The organism is Colwellia sp. BRX10-1 (assembly GCF_014077545.1).
In the GTDB taxonomy this organism is placed as follows: domain Bacteria; phylum Pseudomonadota; class Gammaproteobacteria; order Enterobacterales; family Alteromonadaceae; genus Colwellia_A.
In genome coordinates this window covers 201081-221251 of record NZ_JACGWC010000004.1, presented here as the reverse complement: position 1 = coordinate 221251, position 20171 = coordinate 201081, and the positions used below count along the sequence as shown (strand labels likewise).

Annotated in this window: 18 protein-coding genes; 11 read left to right on the top strand and 7 right to left on the bottom strand. The window is 37.7% G+C overall.

Annotation, left to right across the window (positions count from 1 at the left end; genetic code table 11):
* The first annotated feature begins 123 nt into the window (after positions 1-123).
* The 5 genes from H4J75_RS06085 to H4J75_RS06065 all read left to right on the top strand — a co-directional run bounded on the left by H4J75_RS06085 (position 124) and on the right by H4J75_RS06065 (position 6393).
* Positions 124-2037, top strand: coding sequence for a SurA N-terminal domain-containing protein (locus H4J75_RS06085; RefSeq protein ID WP_182221628.1), 1914 nt, complete (start codon positions 124-126; stop codon positions 2035-2037).
* Positions 2038-2122: 85 nt separating this feature from the next.
* Positions 2123-2722, top strand: coding sequence for an SAM-dependent methyltransferase (locus H4J75_RS06080; RefSeq protein WP_259366335.1), 600 nt, complete (start codon positions 2123-2125; stop codon positions 2720-2722).
* Between the two features lie 436 nt (positions 2723-3158).
* Complete coding sequence (gene glpK / locus H4J75_RS06075) at positions 3159-4637, top strand: glycerol kinase GlpK (RefSeq protein WP_182221627.1); 1479 nt, start codon at positions 3159-3161, stop codon at positions 4635-4637.
* Positions 4638-4772: 135 nt separating this feature from the next.
* Positions 4773-5609 carry a class I SAM-dependent methyltransferase gene (locus tag H4J75_RS06070; protein ID WP_182221626.1) on the top strand — a complete coding sequence of 279 codons (837 nt, stop codon included), beginning with the start codon at positions 4773-4775 and terminating at the stop codon, positions 5607-5609.
* A 22-nt stretch (positions 5610-5631) separates the two neighbouring features.
* The gene (locus H4J75_RS06065; RefSeq protein WP_182221625.1) at positions 5632-6393 is read left to right on the top strand and encodes a type 1 glutamine amidotransferase domain-containing protein; all 762 of its coding nucleotides are present in this window, start codon (positions 5632-5634) and stop codon (positions 6391-6393) included.
* 39 nt (positions 6394-6432) lie between these two features.
* On the opposite strand, the gene H4J75_RS06060 is transcribed toward H4J75_RS06065, so the two are convergent.
* Both H4J75_RS06060 and H4J75_RS06055 read right to left on the bottom strand, forming a co-directional pair.
* Positions 6433-6957, bottom strand: a complete 525-nt coding sequence (locus H4J75_RS06060; protein WP_182221624.1) for a VF530 family DNA-binding protein — start codon at positions 6955-6957, stop codon at positions 6433-6435.
* A 66-nt stretch (positions 6958-7023) separates the two neighbouring features.
* Complete coding sequence (locus tag H4J75_RS06055) at positions 7024-7857, bottom strand: SDR family oxidoreductase (RefSeq protein ID WP_182221623.1); 834 nt, start codon at positions 7855-7857, stop codon at positions 7024-7026.
* A gap of 105 nt (positions 7858-7962) precedes the next feature.
* Here H4J75_RS06055 and H4J75_RS06050 point away from each other — a divergent pair, with 105 nt between their 5' ends.
* The 4 genes from H4J75_RS06050 to H4J75_RS06035 all read left to right on the top strand — a co-directional run bounded on the left by H4J75_RS06050 (position 7963) and on the right by H4J75_RS06035 (position 11725).
* Positions 7963-8775, top strand: coding sequence for a crotonase/enoyl-CoA hydratase family protein (locus tag H4J75_RS06050; protein WP_182221622.1), 813 nt, complete (start codon positions 7963-7965; stop codon positions 8773-8775).
* Positions 8776-8862: 87 nt separating this feature from the next.
* Positions 8863-9765, top strand: a complete 903-nt coding sequence (locus tag H4J75_RS06045) for a radical SAM protein (RefSeq protein WP_182221621.1) — start codon at positions 8863-8865, stop codon at positions 9763-9765.
* Positions 9766-10007: 242 nt separating this feature from the next.
* Positions 10008-10772 (top strand): ABC transporter substrate-binding protein, encoded by a 765-nt coding sequence (locus tag H4J75_RS06040; protein ID WP_182214870.1) that lies wholly within the window; start codon positions 10008-10010, stop codon positions 10770-10772.
* 173 nt (positions 10773-10945) lie between these two features.
* Entirely contained in the window at positions 10946-11725 is a 780-nt protein-coding gene (locus H4J75_RS06035; RefSeq protein ID WP_182221620.1) for an HD-GYP domain-containing protein, read from the top strand.
* 149 nt (positions 11726-11874) lie between these two features.
* On the opposite strand, the gene H4J75_RS06030 is transcribed toward H4J75_RS06035, so the two are convergent.
* The 4 genes from H4J75_RS06030 to H4J75_RS06015 all read right to left on the bottom strand — a co-directional run bounded on the left by H4J75_RS06030 (position 11875) and on the right by H4J75_RS06015 (position 16972).
* Positions 11875-13146: a flavohemoglobin expression-modulating QEGLA motif protein gene (locus H4J75_RS06030; protein ID WP_182221619.1), complete on the bottom strand. Its 1272-nt coding sequence runs from the start codon at positions 13144-13146 to the stop codon at positions 11875-11877.
* Positions 13147-13276: 130 nt separating this feature from the next.
* On the bottom strand, positions 13277-13900 hold the full coding sequence (locus tag H4J75_RS06025) for a DUF502 domain-containing protein (RefSeq protein WP_182221618.1): 624 nt from the start codon (positions 13898-13900) through the stop codon (positions 13277-13279).
* 64 nt (positions 13901-13964) lie between these two features.
* Entirely contained in the window at positions 13965-15833 is a 1869-nt protein-coding gene (locus H4J75_RS06020; protein WP_182221617.1) for a glutathionylspermidine synthase family protein, read from the bottom strand.
* A 386-nt stretch (positions 15834-16219) separates the two neighbouring features.
* Positions 16220-16972, bottom strand: coding sequence for an ABC transporter substrate-binding protein (locus H4J75_RS06015; protein ID WP_182214880.1), 753 nt, complete (start codon positions 16970-16972; stop codon positions 16220-16222).
* Positions 16973-17195: 223 nt separating this feature from the next.
* Between H4J75_RS06015 and H4J75_RS06010 the strand changes: the two genes are divergently transcribed.
* Positions 17196-17879: a glucosaminidase domain-containing protein gene (locus H4J75_RS06010; RefSeq protein ID WP_182214882.1), complete on the top strand. Its 684-nt coding sequence runs from the start codon at positions 17196-17198 to the stop codon at positions 17877-17879.
* Positions 17880-18369: 490 nt separating this feature from the next.
* On the opposite strand, the gene H4J75_RS06005 is transcribed toward H4J75_RS06010, so the two are convergent.
* Positions 18370-19194, bottom strand: coding sequence for an AraC family transcriptional regulator (locus tag H4J75_RS06005; RefSeq protein WP_182221616.1), 825 nt, complete (start codon positions 19192-19194; stop codon positions 18370-18372).
* 180 nt (positions 19195-19374) lie between these two features.
* Between H4J75_RS06005 and H4J75_RS06000 the strand changes: the two genes are divergently transcribed.
* Positions 19375-20040 (top strand): glutathione S-transferase, encoded by a 666-nt coding sequence (locus H4J75_RS06000; RefSeq protein WP_182221615.1) that lies wholly within the window; start codon positions 19375-19377, stop codon positions 20038-20040.
* Positions 20041-20171: the final 131 nt, after the last annotated feature.

Here is a 20171-nt window from a genome sequence, read left to right as displayed (position 1 = left end):
CATAAATAGCTTCATTTATATCACTATAAAATAATTAAATCTTCGTCTGCTACTTCAAGGTCAGTGATGCTTCTGATAGAATCCTGAACAAAGATATATCTGTCGTAATAAATAGAGAAAAAGATGTTAGAAAATATTCGAGAAGGTTCACAGGGCTGGATTGCAAAATCAATCCTAGGTTTAGTTATTTTAACTTTTGCTTTAGCGGGAATTGGTACTTATACCAACTCAGTAGACACATCTGTCGCTGACGTTAACGGTGAAAAAATATCACAAGATGCTTTTAATAAAGCTTATCAAGCGCAACGTAATCGTATGGCACAACAATTTGGTGATATGTTCGAAACATTATCAGCAGATGAAAATTATATGGCTAACTTTCGTAACGGTATTTTAGATAACCTAATCAATGAAAAGCTGATTGATCAAAGTACAGTTGATATGTCTATTCGCGCTTCTGATGAACGTATTAAGCAAACTATTCGCACGATGACTGAATTTCAGGTCGATGGTGTTTTTGATAATAATCGTTATTTAGCGATGATTAACCAAGCCGGTTTTTATCAATCTTCAGATTTTCGTGATTACTTACGTGTTCAAATGACTCGTCGTCAATTAACACAAGCACTTGTTGCCAGCGAGTTCAACTTGCCATACCAAGAAAAACGGGTAAGCGCTTTACAAAACCAAAAGCGTAACGTCCGCTATGCGACCATTAATGCTGAACAGTTTAAAGCCGGTATTGAGTTAACTGACGATGAAATCAATCAGTACTACTTAGCTAATCAAGGCCGTTTTGAAAACGAAGAAAAAGTAAAACTTAACTACATCGCACTTGATGTTAACGACATTGCAAAAACAATTGAAGTTAGTGACGCTGATGTTAAAGCTTACTACCAAGAGAATATTGCCAGCTATCGTCAAGACGAACAGCGTCGTGTCGCTCATATTTTAATTGAGTTTGGTGATGATGAAGTTGTGGCAAAAGTAACGGCAGAAGCTTTATTAGCCCGTGTTAATGCCGGTGAAGATTTTGCTACTTTAGCCAAAGAAAGTTCAGACGATACTTTTAGCGGTGAAAATGGTGGTGATTTAGAATGGATTGAACGTGGTGCCATGGGCGATGCGTTTGACGAAGGCGCCTTCGCGTTAACCGAGATTAATAGCGTAAGTGATGTTGTCGAAAGTGACTTTGGTTTTCATATCATTAAATTAACCGACCTAAAAGCTGAACAAGTTCAGGCTTTTGCTGATGTAGAAGTAGAACTGCAAGCAAAAGTGAGTCAATCAAAAGCACAAGATAAGTTTTTTGATTTACAACAGGAAATGGCACGATTAAGTTTTGAAGCCCCTGATAGTTTAGACGAAGCTGCTGAAGCCGTTAACTCAAAAATAATGACGACAGACTGGTTAAGTAAATTTGGCAACGTAGCGCCATTTGATAGCCCTAAAGCAATCGAAGCTGCTTTCTCTGATTTAGTCCTTCAAGAGAACTTAAACTCAGACATTATTGAAGTTAGCGATACTTTAGCGATTGTTATTCGTTTAGAAGAGTACCAACCAGCAGAAGTTAAGCCACTTACTGAAGTTACTGTACAAATTCGTGATACTTTGATTAGCGAGAAAGCAACAGAGCTAGCACAAACAACAGCTGACTCTTTACTTGTTTCATTTAAAGCAGGTAATGATATTAGCGAGCAGTTAACAGCGATTAACGCCGTGTTTATTGAAAAAGCTGATGTTACACGCTCAGGTAGTGATATTGCGCCTAGCTTAAGCCGTGAGGCTTTTAAATTACCTCATCCAAGTGAAGGTCAGATTTCAGCAACGACGGTAACATTAAATAACGGTGATTTAGCCTTATTAGAAGTTCAAGCTGTTATAGCGAGTAATGTTGAAAAAGCACTTGACCCAAGAATGGCACAACAACAAACGCAACAACTTGCACAATCTGCTTACCAAAGCTTTGTTGAAGCATTAAAAGTTAATGCTGAGATCACCCGTAAAGCAATAGCGGCGCCAGTATCTCAGTTTTAAGTAGCTAAGTGACTCAGTCATCAAGCGATTAAATAACGATACTTATTAATGATGAGTATTGAATTAAATGAAGGCTGCAAATTGATTGCAGCCTTTTTTATTACTCATAGAAAAAAGTCAAAAAGCTAAAATTATGCATTCCTCCTTGCTAGAAAAGTATTTACCTGAACTTAACCCTCATGAAAATTCATTACCCATCTTAGATCTGGCTTGTGGCAATGGCAGGAATGGTTTGTTTTGCATAGAGAAAAATTTAGCGGTGACTTTTGCTGATATTAACACGCAGTCATTAGCGAATGTTCAGCAAGCAATAAGTCATGATGCAGATAAATATCAATCAACATTAGCCACCTTTTGGCTTATTGACTTTGAACAAAGGTTTTCTCAGCCATTAGTTGAAAATAGTTATAGTGCCGTAATGGTTTTTCGCTACTTACATCGACCACTTATCGAGCAGATTAAAGCGGCAGTAGTTCCTAATGGTCTCGTTATTTATGAAACGTTCACCTTAGGACAAGCGGTTCTTGGTCGCCCCAAAAATCCTGATTTTTTATTAAAAAAAGGAGAATTACTTGAGCATTTTGCTGGTTGGCAAATTATTCATTCTTTTGAAGGGACAATAATTTCAGATACGGGAAATCATAGCCAAGCCATAGCGCAAGTCGTGGCGAGAAAACCTTTATAATTACTTAACAAATAAGTTGTGGCATGATCTGTTTAACCTGCTTAACTTTATTCATTCAGCGGAGACTGTTTTGTTTTATCGCAAAGTATCTTTTATCGATATGTTTAAGCGATAACAATTTCAGACGTGGGTAATAATAGCCAAGCCATAGCGCAAGTCGTGGCGAGAAAACCTTTATAATTGCTCAACAAGCAAGTTGTGGCATGATCTGTTTAACCTGCTTAACTTTATTCATTCAGCGGAGACTGTTTTGTTTTACCGCAAAGTATCTTTTATCGATATGTTTAAGGGATAACAATTTCAGACGCGGGTAATAATAGCCAAGCAATAACGCAAGTTGTGGCGATAAAACCTTTATAATTGCTCAACAAGCAAGTTGTGGCATGATCTGTTTAACCTGCTTAACTTTATTCATTCAGCGGAGACGGCTTTTTTTATGGCAAAGTATCTTTTATCGATAGACCAGGGCACGACAAGTTCACGAGCGATATTGTTCACCACCCAAGGTGAACGTTACGCGAGTGCCCAAGAAGAGTTTCCGCAATATTTTCCTCAAGATGGTTGGGTCGAACACAACCCCAACGAACTATGGCAGAGTGTCTTAAGTACCTGTCAAAAAGTGCTAGATGAAAATCAGTTGAGTGCTAGCGATATCTTAGGTATTGGCATAACAAACCAGCGAGAAACGACCCTCGTATGGGATAAAAATACTGGCGATGTTATTTACAATGCGATTGTTTGGCAAGATAGACGTACTGCTTTTTTTTGTGATTCAATTGATTGTCAAGACATCAAAAATAGCATTATGGATAAAACGGGTTTAATTTTAGATGCGTACTTCTCTGCGACCAAAATTAATTGGTTATTGGATAATGTACCCGGCGCAAGAGAAAAAGCAGACGCAGGTCAGTTACTTTTTGGCACTGTTGATACTTTTTTATTGTGGCAATTAACGGCGGGGAAATCTCATAAAACCGATGCAACTAATGCTTCTCGCACTATGTTATTTAATATTCACCAACAATGTTGGGATGATGAATTACTGGCTTTATTTTCAATACCCAAAAGTATGTTGCCTGACGTGATGGACTGCGCCGCTGAATTTGGTGTCACGCAATCATCTTTATTTAATGGTGAAATCCCCATTTTAGCGATGGCTGGCGATCAACAGGCGGCTTTATTTGGTCAAGCTTGTTTTACTGAGGGCATGGCGAAATGTACTTATGGTACAGGCGCATTTTTAATGCTAAATACCGGCAATAAAGCTTTAAAGTCAACTAATCGCCTACTGACAACTATTGCCTATCGTTTAAACGGTGACGTTACTTATGCTATTGAAGGCAGTATTTTTATGGCAGGGGCAACTATTCAATGGCTAAGAGATCAATTAAAGATCATTGATAAAGCAAGTGACAGTGAAAAAATTGCTGAAAATACGGTTGTTGAGCATGGTGTTTTTTTAGTCCCAGCATTTACAGGCTTGGGTGCCCCGTATTGGGATCCTAATGCTCGCGCTGTCATTTCAGGCCTTAGTCGTGACTCAGGTCGAAATGAAATAATTTCTGCTGCTTTGCAGTCGGTTGCTTTTCAAAGTAAAGATTTACAAAATGCTATGGCAAAAGATGGCTTAGCGCTCTCATTTTTAAAAGTAGACGGCGGTATGGCGGAAAATAACTGGCTGCTTAATTTTATCAGCGATATGTTATCGATAACGGTTGAACGCCCTGATATCGTTGAAACCACAGCGTTAGGCGTTGCTTATTTAACCGGCTTACAAGCAGGCGTTTTTTCTTCTGTTGATCAATTATCAACCTTGTGGCGCTGTGAAAAAAGTTTTACGCCACAAATCAGCGAGCAGAAAAAAAATCGTCTTTATGCACAGTGGCAAAATGCCGTAAGTAAAGTACAAAGCTAGTACCTTAATTGCGAGTAGTTATCAATTTAGACAAAAGCTGGCGATTGTTATTGTCACTTTAATTAGCACTGAAATTCTGCACTTTACGCGTTAACGGGTATACAATGCTAATTTTATTATTCTATAAATCTCATTATGCATATTGATCCTAAATGGCGTGTTTTAACGGTTGGCGATGGCGACTTATCTTTTTCTGCATCTTTACTTAAACATCATCAACCCCAGCAGCTGACAGCAACCATCTTTGACAGCATGGCTTGTTTACAGGAAAAGTACGGTGATGTTTATTATCAGCAGTTACAGCAGGACAATTGCCAAGTCATCACTGATTTTGACGTCACTGATGAAAATACTTGGGGGACGTTAGCTGAAAAATCATTTGATTTGGTGATCTTTCAATTTCCATTATTACCCGCTTTTCCTTCTGAACAAGCTTTTCAAGCTCAGTGCCAGCAATTAAGTGTTAATACCTTAAACAGAGCTTTACTGAGAAAATATCTGTTGAACTGCTTTCAATACTTTCTTGATGAAAACGGTGCAAAACTTGCGTTGATCACTTCAAAGAATGTTAAACCTTATCTGCAATGGAATATTGAAAAAGCATTAATCACTGATACCGATATCAACTATATTGGTCGTTTTTTCTTTGATATTACTAAATTTCCAGATTATAAAGTCAGGAATGTAAACAGAGATAAACATGTTAAATCAACTCAAGGTACAACTTATATATACAGCCAAGCGCCTCTAGAAAACTGTAAGGCGATGTTTGATGCTAACAGCGACGACTATATTACCTATAACCGTAAAAGTAGGGTGCCTGAAGATAAAAAATGCTTAGCTTGTCATACAGGCGCTTTCGCCACAGAGCACGACAAGCAAATGCATTTAGCCACTAAGAAACATCAGCAAATGTCTGCCTACGAGCAGCAATGGACTTATTTCCTGCAACAAGAACAGGCTAACAAATAAATCTTAAATAGGGTCAATAAAGATGCACAACAAAAAAGTACTGATCCCGCTACCGCGCTATGGTTGCGATCCTTCAGAAGTCGCTATTCCTTGGTTATTGCTAAAAGAACAGCAGGTTGAAATGACCTTTATAACACCTGATGGCAAGGTCGCGACGGCTGACGATATTATGCTGACTGGAAAAGGTTTGGGCTTGCTCAAACCCTTATTACAGGCTAGACAAGATGCCATAAATGCCTATCGTCAACTGGAACAATCAGCTGAATTTAATAAGCCTTTATTTTACACCGATGTGAAAGCCAGTGACTTCGATGGATTATTATTACCGGGTGGGCATGACAAAGGGGTAAAAGAATATTTAGAGTCAGAGGTATTACAAAGATTGGTGGTTGATTTTTTTAATGAAAATAAACCCGTCGCGGCTGTTTGTCATGGCGTATTAATTCCAGCGAGAAGTATTGATCCCAAAAGTCAAAAATCGGTCATCTATAATTATCAATGTACCGGGCTATTAAAGCGTCAAGAGCTTATGGCTTTCCAATTAACTCGATTTTGGTTAGATGATTATTATTTAACGTATCCAGAAACAACCACAGAAGATGAATTAGTGGCAGCACTTGCCAGTAAAACTCAGTTTGTTAACGGCAGTTTGCCATTAGCTCGTGATGATTTACAGCACTTGTCACGTGGCTTTATCGTTAAAGATAGAAACTACTTATCGGCGCGATGGCCTGGAGATATTTATAATTTTAGTTTGAGATTTATTGATATGTTGACAGATTAACCCTGTAGTAAATCTGTCACTTGAATGCTTATATTGATGTTACTTAGGAGAATCAGAGTAAGGATTTGAAGATGCACTAGCTGGCTTTGAGCGTTCAGGTTTTTCTGTACGACGAGCAAAGCCCTGTTCACTTTTATCTTTATAGCTACCCTTACTGCTATTACTTCTGCTATCTCGACCTTGTGATGAAGGTTTGTTATCAGAAAAATTGGATGATCTGATTGTAGGGATAGGGGCTCGTCCTAAAATGAGTACGGCAGGGTCTTTAGGTTTCTGGCGTGCGGGTATCACTCGCAGACGCGGTGGAATTTCATATTGTTCATCATCAGCTTTAGGCAAGTTCTTAAATTGATATAAATAAAAACGTTCCATTTTTTCACGTGCCCACTCGGTCTTACGCAAAAACTTTAAGCTAGATTCAATACTAGGCTTGTTTTTAAAACAATTAATATTGGTATATTCCGCTAGAATTTCCCAACCATAATGATCATACACTTCATTTAAAAGTGTATCTAATTTAAGCCCGTGCAAGGGATTATTGAGTTGTTCGTCTTCTAGCGTCATGAGATTCTTTTTTACTAAACAGTTATAGCCATATTATATACGGATATGCGGACAATGTACTTGCCTTTATTCTTTTTTGTTTCGATAACGTTCTTTTGCTTTTCGACCTTTTTTATAAAGTGCCGGCCTTAGAAAGCGTCTTAGTGAAGGAAACAGATAAGAAACAGTAGTTAACCAACCGCTCGAACGAGGTAATGAAATCTCGATTTGCTCCCCTTTGGCTACGCGGATTATTGCCTCAGTGACTTGCTGTGGACTGCTCATCGGTTGAGAAAATACAATATCTTCTACTTCATCTATTTCAGACATAATAAAGCCAGTATTGATTGGCCCCGGAGAAACCAAACCAATACTAATCCCCGAACCGCTTAATTCATCAGCAAGGGCATAGGTAAATGCACGCAGCCCAGACTTAGTTGCGCAATAGGTTGCAGCGCCCTGTAATGGTGTTCGACCAGCTAAAGAGCCAACATTAACGATGCCGCCAAAGCCACCATTAGTTATACTGCTTCGTATATAAGGTAAAATTAATGCCGACAGTGCTATTGGCGCACGTAAATTTACATCGACCATTTTTGCTAATTGTTCAGCGGTATTATCTTCAACATTACCGCGTTGATGATAGCCAGCATTATTAATAAGATAATGAATACTGCCAAATTTCTCTTGAGCACTCTCTAGCATTTTTTGGCAATCAGCTGAATTAGCGACATCCATCTTGATGGTTAACACCGAAGTTTCAACACTAAGTTCTTTTTCAATCTCGTCGAGTGCTTGTTGTCCTCTGGCTAACAAAACCAAATTAGCTTTCAATTTGGCAAAGGCTCGGGCAGTTTCTGCACCAACACCTGCAGATGCACCGGTAATAACGACTGTTTTACCTTGAAAATAATGTTCCATCTTTATGCTTCCAGTTTCATTTGTTTTTATTTGTTTTTATTTGTTTTATTTATTTACATCTCATGTCGACAAGGTTATTTTATTCTGGTCTAACCAGAGGTCAGTATGCCAGAAAAAACCGTATTGTTAACTATCGAAAACAACATTGCTTATGTTGCGCTTAATCGTGCAGATAAGCATAACGCTATTAATATGATGATGTTTTATCAACTTGATAAAATTATAAAACAATTACAAAAAGATAAATCACTGCGAGCAGTAATTGTTCATGGTAAGGGTGTCGACTTTTGTAGTGGTTTAGATGTTAAGTCTGTGATGAAAGCACCGGTTAATATCTTTAAACTCCTGTTTAAATGGTTACCCGGTCAATCAAATTTAGCACAACGTGTATCAACGGGCTGGCGTAAAATTCCTGCTCCGGTGATCATGGCATTACATGGCAGAGTTTGGGGGGGCGGTTTACAAATAGCACTCGGTGGCGATTTTCGCTTTGTTGAGCCCAGTGCTACTTTATCTATTTTAGAGGCAAGGTGGGGACTCATTCCGGATATGGGCGGCACTTTGGCACTTAAAGAACACTTGCCAGCAGATCAAGCGAAGTTGTTGGCGATGACTGGTCAAGAAATTTCTGCGCAGCAAGCACTTGAATTCAAGTTAATTACCGATATTTGTGCTGATCCCTTAGTGTCAGCAAAAAGCTTAGCAGATAAACTTTGCCAGCAATCACCGGATGCGGTTGCAGGTGTTAAAAAACTTTATAATCATGTTTGGTGGCGAAGTGACCGTTTTACCTTAGCCCGTGAAACTTATTATCAATTAAAAGTTATGTTAGGTAAAAATCAAAAGATAAAAACTTACAACCAAACCCATAGCACCAGTGAAGCGAAAGTCTTTAAAGATAGAGGCGATTGGTCGTAAGATTTAACTGAATATTTTCAGGTTGAATTTGCTACTTTTTTTCGATGATGTGTAGCTATCTAAAGTGATCTAAAAAGTGAGTGACCAATGTATCCCCTTAAATATATAGAGCCAGTTTTTCGTCCGCCCAGTGAGTGGAAGAGCCTTATTTTGCAAGTTACCAATGGCTGCTCTTGGAATAATTGTTCTTTTTGTGAAATGTATACGGCCGAAAATAAAAAATTTAAACCGAAAAAAGTCGCATTAATTGAAGAAGAGATGATTAAAGTTGTCGACTCAGGCTTACCGGTTGGTCGGGTGTTTTTAGCCGACGGTGACGCAATGATGTTACCGTTTAAACGCTTGAAAGAAATACTTGAGCTAATAAAGCAATATTTTCCGCAAGTCACTCGTGTTGCAAGTTATTGTCTACCAAGAAACGTCAGTAATAAAACTGTTGAACAGCTAGCAGAGTTAAAGGCGTTAGGCTTGTCTCTCTTGTATGTTGGTTGTGAAAGCGGTGACGATGAGGTCTTACAATTAATTGACAAGGGCGAAACCTATCAAAGCTCTTTAATTGCGCTCAACAAAATTAAGCAAGCAGGTATTAAAAGTTCAGTGATGATCTTAAATGGACTTGGCGGACCTGAGCTATCCAAACAGCATGCCATTAACTCAGCTAAATTAATGAATGAAGCACAACCCGACTACTTATCGACACTCGTGGTTAGCTTTCCTTTAGGGCAAGAACGTTTTGCTAAAAACTTTACTGACCGACAATATCAACCCTATCGACTGCTAAGTCAGCAAGAGTTATTTATTGAAATGGCAACATTGTTATCCGCTCTGGAATTAGAAAAAACTATTTTTAGGTCTGATCATGCTTCAAATTACTTAGTCTTAAAGGGCATTTTAGGGAAAGATAAAGAGAAACTAGTTAATACGGTGCAAATGGCATTAGCGCATTCTACAGAAATTCCGCTTCGTCAAGAATGGCAACGAGGATTATAGCCAGTAATTCCTGTACACTAAAAAAGTTACTAATTAAAATAATAAACTCAAACAATATGTTAAGTTAGTTATAGTTTTATAGTCAGCTGATAAATGTAGTCCGTACTTTATTTACAGCACATAGCTCAGTCCACCATCAATAACGTTGATATGGCAAGATATATTGACTATAAATAAGGTTGACGTTAATTGATAATAAAGTCTGTTAATTTTGTTTTGTCGTGGTGGAGGATTCAGTTTTAATGAATAAATTTATTATTAAGTCTATTTTACTATTTTTTATTGTGATTGCTCCGCTACAAGCACTTCAACAATTATCGCCAACAAAAAATATTACTTTTTATACTGAAAACTATCCTCCTGCTAATTATTTAGTTAATGATAAGCTTAAGGGAATTTCAGTAGAGACCTTAAAAGCGTTATGGAAACATTTAGACATTGCAGAACAAGAAATTCTGGTTGTTCCCTGGGCACGTGGCTATAGATTTACCTTAGATAAAGCCAACAGCGCTTTGTTTACCGTTTCTAGAACTCAAGCTCGAGAAGGTTTATTTAAATGGGTTGGGCCTATTTTTCACTCTACTCATGTACTAATGGCCAAAAAATCAAAAAACTTTGAGTTCGCTAATTTAGGGCAAGTTTTTTATCGTAAAGTTGCCACCGTAGCAGGCGATATCTCAGAAATTTCGCTTAATCAAGTGGGTTTCCCTTCCTCTAACTTGGCAAAAGTCTCCTCCTTAAAACAAGCTTTTTTAATGATGCAATCAGATCGTGTCGACATGATTGTTATCTCTATACATGGTTTCGCTCATTTAGCAGAACAACTTGGCTTTGATGAAACTGACTATGAACAGGTCTGGCAGGTCAATAAGGTAGGTAACTACTTTGCTTTCAATATAAACACAGCCAATGACGTGATAGCACTATATCAAAAGGCCTTCGATGATATTGCACCGCAACGGTTAGCGATTAAAGCTACTTATGCTTTACCCCAAGCTGAGTATTAATGAATTAGCTATATTAAGTGTTTTGTTTATTGAGCACGCTATCAAACCTTAACTCGACATCATGATGCCTGGGCTAAATGGCAATATAGTTGCTGAAAGGTTAAAACTTAATCCTGAGACCATGTATATTCCAATTATTATGGTGACTTCGATAGGACGAGCATGCGGCTAAATTGACGGCACTTAAAGTAGGCGCTGATGATTTTCTTACTAAGCCAATCGACCGAGCTGAACTTATATTACGGGTTAGGAATATGTTGCGCTTAAAGGATTACAGTGATCTCCTTACAGAATACAACAATAAACTTGAAGACAAGGTTAAAGAACGTACGGTTAAGCTTGAAAATTCTTATAAGGAAACTATCATCACTATGGTCAGCGCTGCTGAATTTAAGGATGAGGAGACCGGGGCACACGTACGCCGTATTGCACACTATTCATATCTGTTAGGACGATTGCTTGGTCTGAGTAAAAAAATGAATAAAGCATTGTTTTATGCGAGCCCAATGCACGACATTGGTAAGATTGGTATATCAGATGCTATTCTTTTCAAAACAACGCCTTTTACACCTCAAGAGCGTGAGACCATGAACACGCATAGTGTTATTGGCGCAAAAATCCTGCAAAAGGGGGATTCTCCTTTTATCAAAATGGGCGCTGAAATCGCATTAAATCACCACGAAAGATGGGATGGCACTGGCTATCCTAATGGTCTTTCTGGTGAAGATATTCCATTGTCTGCTCGTATTATGGCGCTGTGTGACGTTTATGATGCGCTGCGTTCAAAACGTCCTTACAAGCCTGCTTTTAGTCATGAAAAGGCAGTAAAAATAATTATTGAAGGTGATGGTAGAACCATGCCTGAGCATTTCGACCCTAAGGTGCTTGCTGCTTTTGCCGCACATCCAGGGAATTTTGAAAAGGTCTATGAAAAATATAAAGACGACCACTAACTTTTGCATAAGTAACGCTGTTTTAACAACAGCATTAACCGCTATCATATATAAGTTTGATGGCAGCTAGTAGCTGTTGTTAAATGGCAGCATTAGCCGCTATCATATATAAGTTTGATGGCAGCTAGTAGCTGTTGTATTTCGCAACGTTAATTGAACGTTTTTGGAATGCTGTGCAGCAACTCATCATAATGGCTATAAACTTTAGGCATATCCATTTTATTGAGAAACTCAGAGCAGGTTAAGTAAGCTAATAAATAGCGTGCGTCTTCAACCCATGGTGGTAAGTATTTACCTGGTTGGCATAGCCCCATTTCCTCTAATTTGTATAATACTGGAATGTCTTCAATATCTAATTTTCCACAAAATAATAACTTAAGACAATCTGCTCGACCATTAGCGGCGATAGCTTTTAAGAAATTATGCACGCGGATAAGTCCTTCTAAGTAAACACCATCTTTAGTAAAGGGGGCGCCGCCAGTTAAAACACCCCCCCTGAAAACTCTCCGAGTATTTTCATAAGCTTGTGATTCATTGCCAATACGACCTAAGAAGTAGTCATACACTTCTAAAAAGTCTGCACCTTCAATCGACATTTGTATCGCGATAATACGGTCAGCTAGTCTGCGCAGTCTATCTAAATCGATAGAATTAGTGATATATTCAGAAAATACCGCCAAGCCTTCTTGTGTTTTAGTGGTCCCAGGATGACCAGCGGCTAATATTTTAAGGTGCGGCTGATTAAGTCCATTAATCGAAGTGGCAACATGAATATGGGCTTCATGATTAATGAGTTGTTGCGCGTCAAGATCAGTAAAACAGGCTGTCCTCCTAATCCGTATTAACTTTGGGTTTGCTAACGCGTTGGCAGATAGCTCATCAACCACTTCAACTTTTGGCGCATCTGTACCAAACATTTTAGTCACGGCTGCTTGCATTTGCTCAGCGATATCTGAAGCTAGATAACACATAGGTGGTGGACTACCAAAGTTGTAACTAGCATAACTACTAATTTGTTTGTCAAAAATATTCGCTAATTCAAGCGGTGTTGATTTACCGTCAGTAAATGGGTTGGTAGGTTTACCGTAAAGCGCCTCAGAAAATTCATAAAACTTTTTAGTGCCTACCGATCCCATCATCAAAGCACCATGTTCAAGCTTAGTTGAAATGCGCTTTAGCCATTCATCTATGTCTGAATTCCCCATCAAGCTTCTAGCTTCACTCACTAAACTTAAGGTTTTACTAGGATCAAAAGTAGGGTAGCTAACCTTAGGTAGCTCTTTACACTTATCCGCAAAGAATTTCTGTTTAATATCTCTATTCCATTCTAAATGGGTGAGTATTCTAATCGGTTGGCTAGCGCTGTATAGAATAGAACTTATCTGGCATATCCGTTCTTTTTCCACTTCTAATGTATTCATGGGTCATTAAATTCCATAGTCATTACGAGTTACTTACTGAGTTAACTCACAAAATTTTCGTTAGCACCAAAAATAAATCGTTATCTTATTGGTTTTGCTTTGTAAATTGGCGCATTAACACATGGTAAAGTTAAGGGTTTTTAAAATGATCTTTTGTTAATGTTTTAGCTGAGCCAACACCACAGCCGACGATTAAGTTCATCACGCTTTTAGCACTACCTTCAATGTGTTTAACATCTGCTTTAGGAGCAAAAATAACAAAACCATTAAATGGGCTAGGGCTAGTAGGCACAAATACCGCAAAATGATCCTCTAATTCGTCAGTAATATAACCCAAAACTAATTGTTCAGATTGAAATGCTTTAAGCATTACTGGGCGCGTAAAAGAACCACCATCTTTATTTTTAAACTGGCTCAGTATATCTCTTATCAGCGTATAACCAGGAATTGGAACAAGTAAGCGTTGTTCTAATTGGCCATGAACATAGCGTCCCCATACTGTTTGTACGAGTAGTCCTATGATAAAACACAATAAAAACACTGCAGTAAACGCAAGGATTTCAGCTAAAGGGATGTGAGAGACAAATTGTGTTGAGAAAAAAGTAGATATCGGTTCAAAGGCCATTGAAAGTGAATTTAATAGCCAAAAAGCGACTTTAAAGACAATAACAACGGGCAATAATATAACCATTCCACCAATAAATGCCGTTAATAAAAAGTTTTTAATATTTTTTAATATACTTAATAATTGCAAGTTAATATCCTAGATACGGTTGAAATAAGCGCAGATATGCTGAATGTTAGCGCAAGAAACATTTTTATACGTCATGTTTACATTGTAATGCTAAACAATCACTATCTTTATCAATAATCATTGACGAGTCGACTCTTACACCACTACCGGCATAATGGCCATTTGCGGTAAAAGTACAAACTTGCACATATTTATCCTCGACATAGGGCAAGGGGAACAATGTTTGGTAAATTTGCTCTCTTGTTTCAAAATTACCTGACTTTTCGGCAATCACTTGCTTGTTTTCATCTATTATCTTTATATTTGCACCACAGCGGCCAACGATTGGCTTACTTACGTAGCCAGTTTGCTTAAGTTCATCAGTTAATTCAAAGCTGGTATTTAACAAGTAGGGATGATTTGGAAATAGCATACATAGCACAGGTAAAATCGCTTTGTTGCTAGGAATAAGTGTCCAAAGTGGCTCAAAAACCATAATGTTATCGTTTAGTAGTACGTCAGATAAGCTAGGTTTATGCGGTTTTTTATGCTGAGCTTTATTAGTGACATCATCTTGATTTGCTCTTATTTCGTCAAGTGCAGTCTCCCACGCCCATGTTTTCCATATCCATTGAATCTTTATGCCGGCAGAATCTTCAATTTCATTATTTTCATTGCACGTTAATGAATCAATCCCTACCAATATTTTACATTGATGACCCGCCGCTTCTATGGCGTTTTTCATAAAGAGTGCATGATAGGTTTCTTCGGGGTCATCATCTTGTAATATATGAATAACGGAGTCGATAGCACGAGCTTGCCAAGCTTTAACTAAAAGGCTAAATAAGGCTGTGCCTGCATCAGTTCCACCTTTCACTTGGAAGTGTTTTAGCCATCTACCTTGTACTTTTCCAACCTCCATATAGCATGATGCCGAATCACAATTATATTCGTAGACCTTCAAGCCATGTTCAGACATTGAAAAATCAAAACGACTTGTTACTAATTGATTAGCGCGGTTAGACCATGAGCGCTTAATTTTTTCATTTAGATTTTTGGGTAAGCCGAATTTTTCCAATAGCTCTGGATGTTCCAGCACGTAATCGGTAGCATGCATAAACATTTGATGCAGTTCATCCGTGGCCGTTTCTAGTGCTAAATGAGCTTGGGGTGATATACGGTAATAGCGTAAAGCGCTTGCATCATCACATGAAAGTCTATGGCCAGCCATCATTTGAAAAAATGCATATTCGTCGTCATTGGCGAGGTTTAACCAAGGGGTATTGGCTTTATTTTGTGCTGGCGCAGTACAAGCTTCAATATTAAACACTGCGGGTTCTGGCAGAGAAAAAATCAGCGCATCTGTTTCATCATCAGTTTGTATTAACCACCCTAAAATGGTTGACCCATCAGAGGGGCAGTGTAGCCAGTAGTCGCCGTTACTGCCTAATTTTGCTTTTATTTCACGCGAATAGTTTTGCCCATTTGGCCAAGGTGCAAAGGCCATGTTTTGTTCGGCGATATGCACTTTATCGTTAAAAACTGCAGTGATAATAGCTACGTGACCCGTTTCTTCAAATTCTCCACCTTCATCCCAAATCAGTAAACTTCCTACTTCAGGTAATCTCTTTGCACCATTTTCAAAGGCATTTAAGGCGAGTTCGTTATTATTTACAATATCTCTCACGGAACGTAAATTAAATATTTCGTAAGCCATAGCTACATCGTTAAAAATATAACCTTTGTTGGTGTAAAGCCATCGACGAGCAAATTCAACACATTGCCATTTATGTCCCATATAAATATCATCTACATAGCTTCTAAAGTGACTACGCGATTTATAGATTAATGGGTCTACGGTATCATAATCGCTAGAATAAGCGGTTACATTGCCCATCGATATACCGATAGGGGTGCCAAAAGAGACATCTTGTATGTTTTTAATTTTAGTCATTTAGTCCAGACTTAAGTGGCTATTAGCGTAAAAAAAATGCTTTCGCTATAGCATTGCCCTTTAAAATAGTTGAGTGAAATAATGGTTAAGATGAACGACGAGCTCATTTAAACTAACTTTACATTAAGCTTAATATTCTGGTCAAGATCAGATTAAACTAACGGTATTTTTTACGTGAAATATAGAGCATAAGTAGCTATGAAGCTAACCTTGTAATATTTTTGTTTAAGCTAACGGATATAAAATAGCGAAGGCATTTTATCTTCGTGCAAAATTGATGAGTAATATTGAGGCGAGGATGATAAGAATAAACCACTAAACGTTGAGCACTTTTCGCTAATGGTTCGTCATCCTTAGAGTCGAGACTATAATCCGTAAATAACTCACTAGTTACCTAAGGTATACGATGCGAATATTTTTTCATAACGACCATTCGCTTTTAATTCTTTAAGGCCTTTATTGAAGGCATTTCTGGCTTTTTTATCATGAAAAAGAATATTATTAGGGCTTGCTCCAAAAAGTGGAAATTTATCCACTAATAAATGGGTATTGATTTGTCCTTCTTTTTGAATTTTAGCTCGGTAATGTTTAAATATTTGTAGGTCTAACTGAATGATATCGAAACGTTCTAGATATAACATTTTAACCTGTAATTCTTGATCATGATTCTCTAGATAAAGCGGGTTTTTGTTGGCCATTACGGCATACTCTCCACCCAAGTGTGTTTTGGCGCCTTGCCAAGACAATAAAGAGTATGAAGCTAGCTCATTCAAGTGAGTAAATTTATAATTATGCTTTTTTAATGCGAAGGCAAAATTTTCGTAAGCATAAGCTTCATCAGATAAGAAACCGGTAAGGTTTTCTTTGGTCATTGTTTTTAAGTTCATGTCACAGGCCGCATCAACATCCTTAGCTCTGAATGATGTTATTCGGCGAGCATATGGATAATAAATTGCTTCTATTTCATAGCCAGCTGGCTCTAAGGCCTCTCTTATTAAAGTTATTATTATACCGTCGTTAGTTTCAGGCATTACCCAAGGTGCAAGAGCATCACCAAAGGCAATGGTGATTTTTTGTTGAGCAAAGGAAGGCAGAGTAAATAACAAACTGATGATTAATAAAAATAGTTTTAGCTGCATATGTTAGTTAATAGGATAATAAATAAGTAAAATGAGTATAGACGAAAAATAGACGAAAAATAATTTTTCACAGCTGTTTATCAAACAAGTAAATTTTTTATGACACGAGACTGCAGAACTAGATAACTTTACTTTTAAAATTTTAGCGGACTTTATGCTATACTTCCTGAAAGTTAACCGCTTTTTTATACTTAACAATATATTTCTAACTACAAGGCTTGCCATGAAATTAACTGCTTTTCAGTCAAAAACATTATTGATACTTATCCCCTTAATATTATTATTATCGACAGCGATTTATTTCTATGGCGCAAATGAACCTACTTTGCCAAAAATGACAGTACAAGAGAAAAAGGCTCGCTTTAAAAATTTAATTATTCCTGCAATAGACGAAGTTTATGATGAACTTATGGTTCAATATCTTGACGTTTCAGAGTCACTTAAGTTAGGTAGTGATAACGATATGATAGAAAAACTGAAAATAGAATATAAAGCCAAAACTGATAATGAGCTGTTAATGGCACTTAAACCTCACCCTAAAAGTATTGCTATTGCACAAGCGGCAATGGAGAGTTCTTGGGCAACCTCTCGTTTTTTTAATGAAGCTAATAATATTTTTGGTGTTTGGTCATTCGATGAAGATGAACCTAGAATCGCGGCACTGAAAAAAAGGGGTGATAAAACCATTTGGCTAAAAAGATACCCTTCTATTAAAGCCTCGGTAAGGGGCTACTATCGAACCCTTGGACGCAGCGCCGCCTTTCAGAAATTTAGGCAATTACGACTAAAAACTGATGACCCCTACTCTTTAGTTAAAAAGTTAGACCGTTATTCTGAAAAGGGTGCAGAATATGGTGATGAATTAACCTCTATTATAAAGTTTAATAAATTTAATACTTATGACTAAAGTTCGGTTAAATTTATCAGTGTCGTCGAGAAAACTCGGTACTTAAGTGCCGAGTAGTTCAATCAAGTAAGGCTGATTTAAAGCATGCTGAAGTAGGTGTTCGTTATCTTCATCGTGCTCGATTTTATTTTTTGTTATCCTGCATAATACCTGCTCAACGTTATCCCCATTACCCGTAAAGACTTCAGCAAAGTTTATATCTTAGCTCCCCTATATAATTCTGATAATCGACAGGTATTTAATCGTGAATCTAAGCAGGTTCTCAAATGATAAATTTATCTGACGTAGACAAATTTCTGCTGTGGTTACTTTGAAAAATAGTATTCTGGCAACACATTGCATGAATCTTGTGTCACTCTATCTCGAACCCTTGCAAGGGTAACTTTATTATATTTGAGCTTATAGGGTTTTGAAGTCTATATTTGCGCTAATACATCTATGACAACACTTAAGGTAAAACACTCCTTAGCTAGAAAAATTTTACAGCGGCCTAAGGTCTCAGTGTTACCCCTTGATGTTTAATCATTAACCTAAAAGCACCGGGAGTTATCCCGTAGCGGCGTTTAAAGTGCCGGTAAAAATGACTAAGATTACTAAAGCCCGAAGCAAAAGCAATTTCGGTTATATCGGTGTTGGAACTAGCAAGGTTTTTAGCAACGGCATCACAACGCAGTTTTAAAAGGTATTCAATAAAGCTGAAACCGGTGTGCTGGCGAAATTGGCGAGCAAAATGACTTCTTGATAGATTAACTTGCTTTGCCACCTTATCTAGAGTGATATCCATAGTGTAATTATTGTTGATCCAATCTTGAGCATTGGTCATTCGCAAAGATGATTGTGCATTTGCTTGCTGCTCGTAACCGGCGTTGCTGATATGGATCAGTAATAGTCGTAAGTAGAGGTTCTCTTTTAAACAAACATTTAATGGTGAGCTCGAAATGGGTTGTATTTCGAGTTCATTGGCAATTTTTTGCATTCCTTGCGTACTGTGCTGGCTGCTTAAATTGAGATTGTTAGTTAAAAATCCTCCTTTAGATAACGTTTTTAAATACAAACTGTTGGCGGGTGTTGACAAGTTATCAAAGGACGGGGGAGCAATACATGCAAACAGTAATTTTGTTTCGGTGTTTTTATCTGTCGTGATTGAATGTTGATATTCAGCAGGGATAAAAACGGAATGTCCGCTTAAAAGTTGATGGCTTTCGTCATTAATCGTTATGCTTACAGCACCTTTTAAACAGACGACAAACTCATGGAGGTTATGCTGGTGTTGCTCGATATCTCGACGTAATACAACACAGGAGGTCCAAAGCATTAAAATAGTCCGATAGTATAATTATGTGGTTCAATCGTATGCGACGCCGGGAAATAAAGCTATTAAAATAATATATACTTAGCACTATTGTACTATTGGTTGCGGTCATCACGAATAAATCATGATAGCGATTTATAGTACAATAGTTGGCTTTAGGCTTTTATCTTAATGGGGAAAACTATGATTGTTGTACACCACCTTAATAACTCACGTTCGCAGCGGGTGCTTTGGGCTTTAGAAGAGCTTGGCGTACCTTATGACGTTAAGCGTTATGAGCGAGACCTAAAAACAAATTTAGCGCCTAACACCTTAAAGAAAGTACATCCATTGGGTAAATCTCCAGTGATCACTGATGGTAGCATTACTGTTGCTGAGTCTGGAGCCATTATTGAATACCTTGCACAAACTTATGGTGATGATTTTACTCCCGATATTGGCACAGAAGCACATCGCCAGTATATATACTGGTTACATTTTGCTGAGGGAACATTGATGCCACAATTATTACTAAAAATAATCTTTGAAAAAATATTGAAAAGTACGATGCCCTTTTTTGTTAAGCCAATTGCTAGAGGGATTGTGAAAAAAGTAATGAAAGGCTATGTTGGGCCAAATATTACCGGGAACTTAGACTTTATCGAAAGCCATTTAAAAAATAATCAGTGGTTTGCTGGAGAAGAATTATCTGGTGCTGATATTCAAATGAGTTTTCCTCTAGAGGCTTGGGTTGCCAAAAGTTCAAATGACAATAACTACCCAGAAATTACCGCTTACGTTAAGCGTTTTCAAGCCCGTTCAGCCTATCAAAAAGCCCTTAAGTCTGGAGGTCATTACGATTATGCTTAATAACAACTTATCATTATGGCGTTGTTAGCGTTTGGATATTTACCCGGGATGATTATTCATTGTAGCTGATACTGATAGAATAAATTCAGCTACAATCAATCTTCATCAACAATATATAGAGAAAAAGGCCA